This window comes from uncultured Granulicatella sp. (genome assembly GCF_963528195.1).
Taxonomy (GTDB): Bacteria; Bacillota; Bacilli; order Lactobacillales; family Aerococcaceae; genus Granulicatella.
Genome location: NZ_CAURVN010000035.1, coordinates 1 through 13,347, shown reverse-complemented (window position 1 = coordinate 13,347; position 13,347 = coordinate 1). Strand labels below are relative to the sequence as shown.

The following is a 13,347-nucleotide window of genomic DNA, read 5'->3' as shown; positions in this document are numbered from 1 at the left end:
GAATTATAATATGTCAAGTCTGTTCTTGCTTCAGTAACTAACCCAGCTTCTCCTCTTCCATGCTGATTTTGCGTAGGTAGAAAGTATACCGCCCTAAATTCACTCTCACCATTCCCATTAATCGGTTTCCCATTTCGTGGGTCACGTTTTCCAGAATGAGCTCTTGTCATTCGGTTGGCTACTTTATTTCTTAATTGTTTTAAAGAAGTAATGAGTCCATCTGCTTCTTCAACTGTTTGTCTTGAAACCGAAAATTCTCCCGATACTTTTAATAATGCTGTTTCCTGTGGTTCAAGTGTATACTGAATAGAAGACGAAATACTGTTAATTTCCTCTTGTAAAGCTTTGATTTTATTTACTTTTTCGTTTAAGCCATTTTGATACTCATCATTTTTCTTTTTAAGGTTTTGAATTTTTTCTTTAAACTGCTCGATAGTTTCTTTTGTAATACTTTTAGAATTTTTTGTTGCTTCTTCCATTTCTTTAACGAGTTGTTCTACTTCTAATCGAAAGGCAACGTGCACATTGCTCTCAAGCGATTTCCCTTCAAGCAATACTTGATTTAGTTCTTGAATGAATGCCTCATTTTCAGCACTCTCTTTTTGAGTTTCCTTATTTTCTTCAACAGGTTTTGTCTCTACTTTAGATGCTGCAGCTGGATGTTCTGTCATAGAATCAACTGCTACATCCCCTTGTTTTACTTCTGCTTTTGAAGTTTCTTTTTTTGTCTCAATTTCAGTTTTTTCTGTTACTGCTGGTTGAGTTACGGTTGTATTGACAGCTTCTTGAACTTTTGGCTGTTGTGGTTCCTCCGCTTTTTTACTTTCTCCCGACTGTTTTTCTTCAACTGATGCTGGAACTGAATTTTCAGAAATTTCAGTAGCTTGTACCATATTTGAAATTCCATTCAAATAAAATAACGCACCGACTACGACTGAAAATGTTCCTACTTTATACTTACGTATTGAGAATTTTTGTCTTTTCTCATTTACTTGCTGTTTTTGATTATAAAAAACATGTAATTCTTTCTCCTTTTCCCCTTTTCTCATTTTAATAATGAGCATAAAAATGACAGTATATACACTCTATCATACACTTTTAATTTGTAAAGTCAAACGTTTTCTTTCATTTTAATAAAGCTATTTACATGTTCACGGAAATATATATTTTTGTAATTAGAGAAACCTATCACAAATAACTTAATTTAATTTTTTTAACTATTTTCCTCAAAAATTTACTGACTTTCTTATAAAATATGCTCCCTTAAAACACAAAAAAACCTTTCTCGAAATCGAGAAAGGTTTGAGAATTGTCTTCTTATTTGAGACCGTATTTTTTGTTGAAACGATCCACACGTCCGTCTGCTTGTGTGAATTTTTGACGACCTGTATAGAATGGGTGAGAATCAGAAGTGATCTCAACACGTAATAATGGGTATTCGTTACCATCTTCCCATTGTACAGTTTCGTTTGAAGATTTTGTTGAACCTGATAAGAATTTGAATCCAGTAGTTGTATCCATGAAAACAACTGGACGATATTCTGGGTGAATTCCTTGTTTCATTTTCTATTCCTCCTGCCCTGAATTATTGCCTAATCCAGAGTTATTTTATTTTATGCATAAAGCAACACAAGTATAATAGCATGCTTGGGCATAGAATGCAACTATTTTTATTAGCTGAAATAGATTTTTCTTAGCTTAAAATTCCAAAATAATTTCCCTAATCTCCTAGTTCTAAACCAGGCATTGCATTGACATCCATCGCTGCAAAATCTTGTTCTAACCATTTTGAATACGCAGCTGCACCAATCATTGCAGCATTATCGCCACATAAATTCATTGGTGGAATTGAGAACGTTACGGTTGGATAATGACTTTGCATCATCTCTTGTAATCCTGTTCTAAGTCCACGGTTAGCTGCAACTCCTCCTGCTAACACAAATTGTTTCACAGGATATTCTTGTAGTGCACGTTTACTTTTTTCAACTAATACTTCTACAACACTTGCTTGGAAACTTGCCGCAACATTTTCTGGAATAATTTCTTCGCCTTTTTGTTTTGCATTATGAATTCGATTGATAACCGCTGATTTTAATCCACTAAAACTAAAGTCATAATGGTCTTCATGAATCATCGCTCTTGGAAAATCATAGACATCTTCTCCACTATGCGCTAATTCATCCATTTTCTTTCCACCTGGATAAGGTAAATTTAAAATTCTTCCAATCTTATCATAGGCTTCTCCAGCTGCATCATCTCGTGTTTCACCGATAATTTCAAACTGTCCATCTTCTGGCATATACACTAATTCTGTATGTCCACCACTCACGACTAATGCCATTAATGGAAATTGTAATGGTTCGATTAATTGGTTTGCATAAATATGTCCTGCCATATGATTGACGGCAATTAATGGTTTGTTCGCTGCTAGTGCTACTGCTTTTGCAGCTGAAATCCCGATTAGTAAAGCTCCTACTAATCCTGGGCCAATAGTCACCGCTACTGCATCAATTTCTTCCATTGTTTTGCCAGCTTGCACTAATGCTTCTTCAATCACTTGCGTAATTTGTTCTACATGGTGACGGCTTGCAATTTCTGGTACAACTCCTCCAAATCGCATATGACTTTTGATTTGAGAAGCGACAATATTTGATAATAATGTATGTCCATTGACAACAACTGCTGCACTTGTTTCATCACAGCTACTTTCGATGGCTAAAATAACGACTTCCTTTGTCATTGTTCACATGCTCCTTTCTTGAGTTCTAATCGATAGAGTAAGGCATCTTCTAATGGATCTGTATAGTAATCACGTCTTCTATGATAACACTCAAATCCTAAAATTTCATATAATTGCTGAGCACGATGGTTAAATTCTCGTACTTCTAAAAATACTGTTGCGACTTCTTGCAACCCTAAATCATAACACGCCATTTGCCATAAACGTTGGGCAAGTCCTTTCCCTTGGAATCCTGTGTGAATCACAATATTCGTAATCGTTGCTTCATCTAATACGACTTGCATCCCAACAAATCCAATTAAAGTATCCACATGATACACACCATAATAAGCTCCATGTTCAGAAGCAATATCTTCTTGGAACGCTTTTGCACTCCAATGTCCAGGATATTCATAATGTTGTTGCACTAATTGGTATAACTGTTCTGCCACCTCATCTTCAACCGTTAATCGTTTAAACGAAAACTCTGATGAGGAGACAGATTCTGGTGTTTTAGGGGGTAATAGATAAGTCATCAGTACCGCATCCTCTACTTCATTTTTATAATATTTTTCTTTATATCCTGTTTGAATAAATCCGAATTTCTCATATAAACGAATGGCCTTTTTATTGGACACTCTTACTTCTAGGGAAATGGACTCTTTTTCTAAAAATCGTGCATACTTTTCTAATTGCTTCATTAATAAGGTCGCACATCCCAAAAATCGTACATCCGAATGAACAGCAATATTCGTAATATGAAGGTCTTCCGTTGTCACTCTTGCACCAATAAACGCTTTAATTTCGTCATCTATTTCAAGAACGATATAAATGGCTTTTGTATTATACGTTAAATCTTCTGCAAAAGCGTCTCTTTCCCAAGGTGGATTTCCCATATACGCTTCTTCTTCTACATAGGTAATTGCATCAATGTCTTCGATGGTAGCAAGGCGAATGGTCGCAATTAATCCATTTGATAAAGGAATTCGTTTTGATTGCTGAGGCAATTGGGTTACGATAAAGTCTCCTACAGGAATTGCTTGTTCTGCTAATCTTTCTAATTGTTGCCATAAAGATTGTGTCCAATCTTTACATGCGCTCCACATAGTTTGTCTCCTGTTCTTCTTGATGGCTCGCTTTCCAATTTTCTTCTGCTTCCGCTAATTTCAAATATGTTGGCACAAAAACGTCTGCATCTTCTTCTGGTGCATCTTGTGCTAATTTACTAAAGAATCCAGCATGAGCAATAGCATCACTTTCTTTAGAAAATACCACCTTATCTCCTAATTTCTCTACCACCAAGTCTTTTTGTGTATCTGTCAATTGTCCTACAAAATAAAGAGAAGCTTCATAAGTCGCTAACTCTTCTAACCAATCAACCCAAGAAATATGACGTTCTGGTGCTATCAATTGAGGAAACTGTTGCTTCACTTGATAAAGACCGGTAAAAATATTATCTCTACGAGCATCAAAAAATGGAACAACATAGGTTCCCTCAGGAACAGCTTCTACAACATTTGTAGCAATCGCTTGTAAACTTGAGACAGCTTTTAGCGGAATACGCAATGTCTTCGCAAGAGTTTTTGCAACTGTTACTCCAATTCTAAGTCCAGTATACGAACCTGGTCCTTTGGCAACAATAACACCTGTTAGTTCTTGCATACTGACTTGACTTTCTTGAAGTACTTCTTGAATTGCCGGCATTAGTTTGACACTATGTTGTAAAGTGTCTGGAACCGTTCGTTCAACAATCGTTCCCTCATCTTTGACAATGGCAACCGATAAAGTTTTATTTGAGGTATCAATAGCCAATACGGGCATAGAGCACTTCCTTTCTAGTTTTGTTTAAAAAGTGTGAAGGAGGGCAATTCGTGCTACCCTTTGCACTTTTACCCTCTTCCATCATTTATTCAAATTGTCTTTCTTCTCACATTGTTTGAATACGGCTCAGAAAGATTGAATCGACGTGCGTTTCGGTGGAATCCGGTGCGACTTTCGTCGCCCTCGGCTTCTTCTACCAACGGTTCGATTCAGAATATCTTTCTTTGCACATTCTTATTAATACGCTCTAGCAATCCATACTGTTTGTGTTGCTGGTTTGCCTGAAACGATACATGTTTCTTTCTTCACTGGTGGCTTGAATGGAATATTACGAGTCGTAAATCCAGTTTCTTCTTTGATTTTCGCTTCTGTTTCTTCTGTTCCATCCCAACCAACTAATACCCAACCAGGTACTTCGCCAGCTTCACGTTTTTCTTCAATATGGGCTTTTAATTCATCTAAAGTATCAATGTTTGTATATTCATTAGAAGCACGCATTGCACGAGCAGTTTCTAATAAACGTCCTTGCATTTTTTCTAATTCAGCTTGAATTGTTTCTAATAACACATCAAAACCTACCGCAACTTTTTCATCTAAGTCACGCATTTTTGTCATTACTTGATTATTTTCTAAATCACGTGGGCCACATTCAATACGCATTGGAACTCCACGTAATTCCCATTCATTGAATTTGAATCCAGGTGAGTTGTCTGTATCATCAATTTTCACACGTAAGCCTGCTGCTTTTAATTGTTGTTGTAATTCTTCTAATTTTTCTAAGATGGCTGGATTTTTCTTCCATGGTCCAACTGGAATTAAAACTACTTGTGTTGGAGCTACTTTTGGAGGTAATACTAATCCTTGTTCGTCTCCGTGTGTCATAATCAATGAACCGATTAAACGAGTAGAAACTCCCCATGAAGTTGTATGTGCATACACATGTTCATTTTCTTTTGTTAAATATTTAATATCAAATGCTTCGGCAAATTTTGTACCCATATAATGAGAAGTTCCAGCTTGTACAGCTTTTCCATCTTTCATCATTGCTTCGATTGAATAAGTATCTACTGCACCCGCAAAACGTTCTGATGGAGTTTTTTGTCCTTCATAGACAGGAACGGCTAATACGCCTTCTACGACTTCTTTATAAATATCTAACATTCTCATTGTACGACGACGTGCATCTGCTTCATCTGCATGAGCTGTATGTCCTTCTTGCCATAAAAATTCAGATGTGCGTAAGAATGGTAAAGTTTTCTTTTCCCAACGGAATACATTTGCCCATTGGTTTACTTCATATGGTAAATCACGGTATGAATTAATCCAGTTTGAGAACGCAGTTCCAATCATTGTTTCACTTGTTGGACGTAATGCTAAACGTTCTTCTAATTTTTCACCAGCTGCTTCAGTTACCCATGGTAATTCTGGCGCAAATCCTTCAATATGATCCGCTTCTTTTGTGAAGAAACTTTCTGGAATTAACATTGGGAAGTAAGCATTACGAATTCCTTCTTCTTTAAAGCGACGGTTAAATTCTTCTTGAATATGTTCCCAAATTTCATATCCATCTGGTTTGAAAATCATACATCCACGCACTGGTGAATAATCCATTAAATCAGCTTTTTGAATGGTTTGAATATACCATTTTGAGAAATCTTCTCTTTGCAAGTTTGTTTTTTCTGCCATAGTAGCACTCCTTTTCTAATAATCGTGGAACAAAAAGAGCCACTCCTCCTATAAAAGGACGAATGACTCGCGGTACCACCTTTAATTACATTTTCATTGTTAAATGTCTCTTGGAACGTGATAACGGTACGCAAACCGGATTATTTTCATAATCAATCTATTGGTAGGTTCAATTCTAAAAGCGGGGGTTCTCTCTCAGCCATGAAGAACTTTCTGTACCCATTTCAGAACTTACTATTCCATGCATTATACTACCGAAAAAACGGCTAGAAAGCAAGTGTTATGTGTACTTACTCTAAGATAAATCCACTTTCCTTCATACTATAAACTTCAATCGCCATTTCTTGTTCGACTGTTTGCTGAACCACAAAGTCTAATGCCTCTTCTTCCGTAAAGAATCGAAGCGTGAATACTTCTTCTCCCTCATTGACAAATAATTCTAAACTTGAGTAGTCCATCCAGGCATTTAGATGTTTCAATGGAGATTGTAACGTTCTTTCTCTTGTTTCTCTTTCTCCTGTTTCCCAATCGGTACGACCGACAGATAATACTTGAGTTTCTGCATCATATTGAATGAAAATTTCATTACGTAATTGAATTGCTAATTTATCCTGAACAGCTTCTTTCCAATTCACTGTCCACACTTGTGCAGGTGAAGAAAGGACCGATTCAAAACGAGTCGCATTCCATTGAATTTTTTGTACATTAGTTGTTAAATTCCATAATTCACGTGCAGGTTTTTGAAGATATTTTCCATGTTGAACGGATACTTCACGTGGAATGGTTAAGGCATGAATCCAGCCATCTTGAATTGTTGGAATCAGCGCTTCTTTTCCTTCTGGAATTCCCATCCAACCATATTGAAGAATACGTCCATCTTCTGCTTGGAAACTTTGTGGAGCATAATAATCAAATCCAGCATCGACTTCTGTTAAGTTATCCTCTTCTACAATGAATTTCCCATCAGTTGTAAACTTCCCTAATTGCACAACTGTTTGGTATAAATTATTGAATCGTTCTCCAGTAGCTTCAATTCCTTGTGGAGAATAAATAAATGCATCCTTTTCTTCAAATGGAATCATATCTGGACATTCCCACATATAACCGAAGTCTTTTTCTTCCGTACTAATCGAACCATTCAATACCCAGTGAAGTAAGTCTTCTGAACGATACACTAATGTATCACCTTTTAAATCTTCCGTTTGAGCTCCTACAACCATCCAATAATGATCTACACGTGCATCATACCAAACTTTTGGATCACGGACATGTCTTGTATAGCCTTTCGGATGTTCGAATAATGGCCCTTTCTTTTCAAAATAAATGCCATCTTCTGAGATTGCTAAACATTGATAACTAAAAGCATTTCCTTCTTCATCTTTTACATTCCCTGTATAAAATAACCATAATTGATCCTGATGAACATATGCACTACCAGAATAAACACCACTTTTATCGAACCATTGGTCTGGAGCTAATGCTAGTTCTACTCTTTTCCATTGAATCATATCGTCAGAAACAAGATGTCCCCAATGTTTATTCGCATGCTTTGTATCCGTTGGATTCCATTGGAAAAACACGTGATATTGCCCTTTGAAATAAATCAATCCATTTGGATCATTCATTAATCCATATGGAGGAACAATATGATAGACTAAACCATATTTTCCAGTATTACTCTTTCTCATTAAATTCATTGATACTCCTCATCTACATAAAAGTCGAAGCTATCATGTGACGCTTCGACTTTCTTTTTTACATTTTATTTTTTCAACATATCGTCGCTATAACCGATTGTATATGTTAAAGCAAAACTTACTGCAAAGGCTACTGCGATTGCTAGTACATATAATGGGAATTGGCTATTTAAGAATAATAACATCCCTGGTAATACTGTTACAGACATACCTGTTGCTTTTAATTGGAATAAAGCTGCTAAGAAACCTCCTGTAGCTCCTCCGATTAATCCCATTACAAATGGTTTACCAAAACGTAAGTTAACCCCGAAAATTGCTGGCTCTGTAATTCCTAATGCAGCAGAGAAAGCTGATGGTAATGCTAGAGCTTTTAATTTTGTATCTGTTGTTTTGAAGGCAACTGCTAATGTCGCTCCTACTTGTGCAGCCATTGCTGCTGAAATAATTGGATTGAATGGATTTAATTCCACACCTGTAGCAATTTTTGAAGATTGTAATAATTGTGTTTCTAAGAAATTAAAGATGTGGTGAACTCCAGTTACTACGATAACTTGTTGTAATCCACCAATAATAATTCCTGCTAGACCAAATGGTAATTGTAAAACAAATTCAGTTGCATTTAGTACTAATGTTTCAACTGAGTGGAAGAATGGTCCAATGATGAATAATCCAAGAACACTCATTACTAAAAATGTTAAGAATGGTGTTACTAATAAATCTAATGCATCCGGAACTTTTGTACGTAACCATTTTTCTAATTTAGCACCAATCATCCCAACGAAGAATGCTGGTAATACTGTTCCTTGGTAACCTACTACTTTAATGAATCCAAAGAATACGATTGGCTCTGCTCCACCGGCAGCTACTACATAAGCGTTTGGTAATGCGCTGTTTACTAACATTAATCCTAATACAATTCCAAGTACTGGTGAACCACCGAATACTTTAAAGGTTGACCATGCTACTAAGGCTGGTAAGAATGCAAATGCTGTATCTGTTAATACTTGTGTATATAATAAGAAGTTTTTGTCAATCACGTCAGGTGTCATTCCGAATAATCCTAGGAAAATTGGGTTTGTTAATAATCCACGTAATCCCATGAATAATCCTGTTGCTACTAAGACTGGGATAATTGGAACGAATACGTCTCCGAATGTTCTACTCATTCTTTGGAATAAGTTTCCTTGTTTTTTCGCTTCTTCTTTCATTTGTGCTGTTGAAGTTTCTGCTACTCCTAAGCGGGCAACAGATTCATAGACTTTATTGACTGTTCCTGTTCCAAAGATAATTTGGTATTGACCCGAGTTAAAGAATGCGCCTTTTACTCCTTCTAATTGGTCAATCGCTTCTTTGTTGATTTTTGATTCATCTAGAACCATAATTCTTAATCGTGTAGCACAGTGTGCAACAGATTGAACATTTTCACGTCCTCCGATATTTTCAAGGACTTCTTTTGCAATTACATCATAATTCATGTTGAACTATCCTTTCTTTTTTCAATTGGGAACCAAATCTTGGAACCGGTTTGCATACATAAGATAAATGAAAACAAGACACTTGTCAACCACTTCTAACAATGTAAATGATGTAAATTTCATGAAAAGGTTGTTTTCATTTCTATCATTTAGAAAAATGAAAATACAACGGACTTTTTGAGCTGTAGCAATGGACGCCAGTAGCTTCGCTTTGCGAATCTCTTGGCTAAAATTTGAGCCTCGGTCTCAAATTTCCCAGTAATAGAAACTGATGCGACAGTTTCTATTACCAATGCTACTTGAAAAGTCCGTTGTATTTTTATTTTTTGTACAGATAAAAGCTTATGGGGTGACATTAACAAAAAACGTAAAACCTCTAACGTTGCTGATGTCTAAAATGTACTCTAATAAATAAACGCACATAAGAAAAGACTTCCCGTAGTAGCATTAGTCCTATAAGCCAACTTGGCTTATAGGACAGGAAAATTGAGACCTTAGGCTCAATTTTTAGGCATGAAACAGCAAAGCTGTTTGCTGCCGTCCCCTGCTACTACAATTGGGAAGTCTATTTCGAAATTTATCAGCGTTTGTCAATCCTCTTCACTGCATAATCTCCAACGAATTGAATCAAGAACACAAGAATTAAAATCGCAACCGTAGCTACAAAAATAATATCCTGCTTATTACGAGTAAAACCAATCATATAAGCCAAGTTCCCTAATCCCCCAGCACCAATAACACCCGCAACAGCAGTAGAACCCACTAACGCAATCGTTGTTACCGTAATACCAGACACTAACGCAGGAAGAGATTCAGGAATTAACACCTTCGTAATAATCTGACGAGTCGTAGCACCCATTGATTCAGCCGCTTCTACAACCCCAGAAGGAATCTCATTTAACGAAATAGACACTAAACGAGCATAGAAAGGAGCCGCACTAATGACTAAAGTTGGAATTGCACCCTTAGGACCTAAAATAGTCCCCATCAACGCTTTCGTAAAAGGCATTAATAAAGCCAGTAAAATAATAAATGGAACCGAACGGAAAATATTAATAATTCCAGAAAGGAATAAATTCACCCATTTATTTTCTAAACTTCTACCAGGACTTGTTAAATATAAAAATAAACCCAGAGCTAACCCAATAATAAATACGTAGAAAGTAGATAGAAAACTCATATAAACTGTTTCGTTAGTCGCTTTAATAACTTCATTCCAATCTACATTTTTAAAACTCAACATCTCATGGAATAATTCTGAAAAACTCGTTTGAGCTAAAAACACATTAAACATTCTCTAGTACCTCCACAATAATTTCTGCTTTTCTTAAGAAATCAATCACTTCTTCAGCTTTAGCAGATTCTTCTTCAATTAAAATAATCATACTTCCAAGCACACCTTTTTGCGTTACATTTACATGCGCTTGTAAAATTGAAATCGAAACATCTAGTTTACGAATTACTTCTGATAAAATCCCTTCTGCAGTTGTATCCCCTAAATATTGAATACGAACAGCTACTCCAGGACGAAGTGAAGTTGATAAATGCTCAAAAACATCATGTAAATCTTGTTCAGAACGTTCTTCCCCCACAAATTGTTTTGTAATGGTTTGTTGAGGATTTTTGAACACATCTAATACTTCCCCAGTTTCAACCACTCTACCTTGTTCCATTACAGCAACACGATGGCAAATTTGACGAACAACATGCATTTCATGTGTAATTAATACAATTGTTAATCCTAAACGTTTATTAATTTCTACTAATAAATTCAAAATATCTTTTGTTGTTTTTGGATCTAATGCACTTGTTGCTTCGTCACATAATAATACTTCTGGATCATTGGCTAATGCACGAGCAATCCCTACTCTTTGTTTTTGTCCTCCAGATAATTGAGATGGATAAGATTTTTCTCTTCCAGTTAATCCTACAATTTCAATTAATTCAGCTACTTTCTTTTGACGAACATCTTTTGCCACTCCAGCAATTTCTAATGAAAAAGCAATATTTTCTTCCACTGTACGTGACCATAATAAATTAAAATGTTGAAAAATCATCGCAATTTTACGACGTTCTTGTAATAATTCTTTTTTCTTTAATGTAGTAATATCTTTATCATTAACAAAAATATGACCTGTTGTAACGGATTCAAGACCATTTAACAAACGAATTAATGTACTTTTACCAGCTCCTGAAAAACCGATAATCCCAAAAATTTCTCCTTTATTAATGTCTAATGAAACATCTTTTACCGCCTCAACTGTCCCTTGTTTGCCATGATAAATTTTAGAAACTTCTTGTATTTTAATCATCATTCTTCTCCTTATACTCTAAAAAAGGTGTGGCAAATAGCGTATGCCACACCTTGTATTTTATCATTATTTTGCAGGAATTACAGATCCATCTGCATATTTATCAGAAATAAATTTACGGATTTCATCACTTTGTAATGCTTTGATTAAAGCTTTAACTTTGTCTGAATCTTTATCTTTTGGTTTAACTGCTACTAAGTTTGCATATGGTGAGCTTTCATCTTCTAAAGCAATTGAATCTTTTTTAGGAGATAATTTTGCATCGATAGCGAAGTTTGAGTTGATGATTACTGCATCACCTTCATTAGCTTCAAATGTTGATACTAATAATTCAGGAGCGATTTCATTTTTGATTTGAATGTTCTTTTTGTTTTCAACGATATCGCTTAATTGAGCGTCAACTGGTTTAACGCCATCTTTTAATTTAATTAAACCTGCTTTAGTGAAGAATGCTAAGAAACGTCCAACTTCAGCTGGGTTTGTTGAAGCATATACTGTTGCATTTTCTGGTAAATCTGCTAAAGATTTATATTTTTTAGAGTAGATAGCCATTGGTTCGATGTGTACATTCCCAACGCTTACTAAGTCTTCATTATGTTCTTTGTTGAATTTTTCTAAGTAAGGTGTATGTTGGAAGTAGTTTGCATCTGCATCTCCTCCGAATACGATTTGGTTAGGTGTTACGTAGTCATTTACGATATTGATTTGTAAATCATATCCATCTTTTTTAAGAATTGATTTAGCTGCTTCTAAAATTTCACCGTGTGGTGCTGGTGAAGCTACTACTGTAATCTTTTTATCTTCTACTTTTGGAGCTGCTGTTGTTGCTGAATCTTTTGATTGAGATGCTCCGTTTCCACATGCAACTAATGTTGTTGCTACTAATCCTAATGCTGCTGTTTTAATTAATTTTGAAATGTTCATAAATAAATTCCCCTTTTCTTTTTACATTGATATATGATGATTAACGGGCGCGCATTCCGTCAATCGTCGAATCAGATAATTGATGTTACAAGTATTTAAGCCATAAAAAAACTCCACCTTAGTTTTTGACTAGAGGCGAAGGATCGCGTTACCACTCTATTTTTAACAAACTTCACAGCTTGTTACTCTATAAGTACATGTTTATACTCTAGTACGGTATCGGGCACCATTCGCAGAAGCTTTATCACTCCTGTTGCTCCCAGACCATTTTCAATAAAGTTCCTGCATCCTTTTTCACCAACCGGACTCTCTTTTTACGTTCGCTTTTATTTACTTATCTGTTCATTGCATCAGTTATTTATCTGTTGTAAATAATATAATATATAAGCAAGTTATTGTCAACGACTTTAGATAAATATTCAATATAGTTTTTAACTATTACGTTCCATAGTTTTTCCGCATGGAAACAAAAAAGACTTCTTGCCAAAACAAAAAGTCTCTCTCATCTTTATAAGTACATATTTAATTCTTTTTCAGAAATATTTAGTTGCTTTGCTCCTATTTCTTTCGATAGGATTCCATTTTTAATTAAATCTACAACAATTTCAATCCTACCTTGCTGTAATCCTTGTTCTAACCCTTGTTCTAATCCTTGCTGTAATCCTTGTCTTAAAGCTTCTTCCTTTTGATATTCTACAGTCGCCAAATGCCCA

The 13,347-nt window shown here is 35.6% G+C and carries 10 protein-coding genes, 2 pseudogenes and 1 other annotated feature; all 12 genes and pseudogenes read right to left on the bottom strand.

The window, feature by feature from the left end:
* Positions 1-1,064: YSIRK-type signal peptide-containing protein (locus RWR88_RS07255; RefSeq protein WP_314451466.1), on the bottom strand; the 1,064-nt coding region annotated here is incomplete at its 3' end.
* A gap of 253 nt (positions 1,065-1,317) precedes the next feature.
* A complete protein-coding gene (locus RWR88_RS07250; protein ID WP_006703870.1) occupies positions 1,318-1,563 on the bottom strand; it encodes a type B 50S ribosomal protein L31 in 246 nt (81 codons plus the stop codon).
* Positions 1,564-1,720: 157 nt separating this feature from the next.
* Entirely contained in the window at positions 1,721-2,740 is a 1,020-nt protein-coding gene (gene tsaD / locus RWR88_RS07245) for a tRNA (adenosine(37)-N6)-threonylcarbamoyltransferase complex transferase subunit TsaD (protein WP_314451464.1), read from the bottom strand.
* Positions 2,737-3,825, bottom strand: coding sequence for a ribosomal protein S18-alanine N-acetyltransferase (rimI, locus tag RWR88_RS07240; protein WP_314451462.1), 1,089 nt, complete (start codon positions 3,823-3,825; stop codon positions 2,737-2,739). The genes tsaD and rimI overlap by 4 nt, the downstream gene beginning before the upstream one ends.
* Entirely contained in the window at positions 3,809-4,540 is a 732-nt protein-coding gene (tsaB, locus tag RWR88_RS07235; protein ID WP_314451460.1) for a tRNA (adenosine(37)-N6)-threonylcarbamoyltransferase complex dimerization subunit type 1 TsaB, read from the bottom strand. The genes rimI and tsaB overlap by 17 nt, the downstream gene beginning before the upstream one ends.
* A gap of 237 nt (positions 4,541-4,777) precedes the next feature.
* A complete protein-coding gene (gene proS, locus RWR88_RS07230) occupies positions 4,778-6,226 on the bottom strand; it encodes a proline--tRNA ligase (RefSeq protein WP_314451458.1) in 1,449 nt (482 codons plus the stop codon).
* A gap of 51 nt (positions 6,227-6,277) precedes the next feature.
* Positions 6,278-6,482: a binding site (T-box leader), on the bottom strand.
* A 34-nt stretch (positions 6,483-6,516) separates the two neighbouring features.
* Positions 6,517-7,923 (bottom strand): glycoside hydrolase family 32 protein, encoded by a 1,407-nt coding sequence (locus tag RWR88_RS07225; protein WP_314451456.1) that lies wholly within the window; start codon positions 7,921-7,923, stop codon positions 6,517-6,519.
* Between the two features lie 83 nt (positions 7,924-8,006).
* Positions 8,007-9,398: pseudogene (locus RWR88_RS07220) on the bottom strand (sucrose-specific PTS transporter subunit IIBC); the annotation flags it as partial.
* A 580-nt stretch (positions 9,399-9,978) separates the two neighbouring features.
* Complete coding sequence (locus RWR88_RS07215) at positions 9,979-10,692, bottom strand: methionine ABC transporter permease (RefSeq protein ID WP_020991446.1); 714 nt, start codon at positions 10,690-10,692, stop codon at positions 9,979-9,981.
* The gene (locus tag RWR88_RS07210; protein WP_314350013.1) at positions 10,685-11,710 is read right to left on the bottom strand and encodes a methionine ABC transporter ATP-binding protein; all 1,026 of its coding nucleotides are present in this window, start codon (positions 11,708-11,710) and stop codon (positions 10,685-10,687) included. The genes RWR88_RS07215 and RWR88_RS07210 overlap by 8 nt, the downstream gene beginning before the upstream one ends.
* Before the next feature lie 66 nt (positions 11,711-11,776).
* The gene (locus tag RWR88_RS07205) at positions 11,777-12,634 is read right to left on the bottom strand and encodes a MetQ/NlpA family ABC transporter substrate-binding protein (RefSeq protein ID WP_314350014.1); all 858 of its coding nucleotides are present in this window, start codon (positions 12,632-12,634) and stop codon (positions 11,777-11,779) included.
* A gap of 508 nt (positions 12,635-13,142) precedes the next feature.
* Positions 13,143-13,347 (bottom strand): annotated as a pseudogene (locus RWR88_RS07200) (hypothetical protein); the annotation flags it as partial.

Bases quoted from the DNA above. Each gene is read 5' to 3' on its own strand.
- RWR88_RS07250 (WP_006703870.1), bottom strand. From the start codon at position 1,563: ATGAAACAAGGAATTCACCCAGAATATCGTCCAGTTGTTTTCATGGAT.
- tsaD (WP_314451464.1), bottom strand. From the start codon at position 2,740: ATGACAAAGGAAGTCGTTATTTTAGCCATCGAAAGTAGCTGTGATGAA.
- rimI (WP_314451462.1), bottom strand. From the start codon at position 3,825: ATGTGGAGCGCATGTAAAGATTGGACACAATCTTTATGGCAACAATTA.
- tsaB (WP_314451460.1), bottom strand. From the start codon at position 4,540: ATGCCCGTATTGGCTATTGATACCTCAAATAAAACTTTATCGGTTGCC.
- proS (WP_314451458.1), bottom strand. From the start codon at position 6,226: ATGGCAGAAAAAACAAACTTGCAAAGAGAAGATTTCTCAAAATGGTAT.
- RWR88_RS07225 (WP_314451456.1), bottom strand. From the start codon at position 7,923: ATGAATTTAATGAGAAAGAGTAATACTGGAAAATATGGTTTAGTCTAT.
- RWR88_RS07215 (WP_020991446.1), bottom strand. From the start codon at position 10,692: ATGTTTAATGTGTTTTTAGCTCAAACGAGTTTTTCAGAATTATTCCAT.
- RWR88_RS07210 (WP_314350013.1), bottom strand. From the start codon at position 11,710: ATGATTAAAATACAAGAAGTTTCTAAAATTTATCATGGCAAACAAGGG.
- RWR88_RS07205 (WP_314350014.1), bottom strand. From the start codon at position 12,634: ATGAACATTTCAAAATTAATTAAAACAGCAGCATTAGGATTAGTAGCA.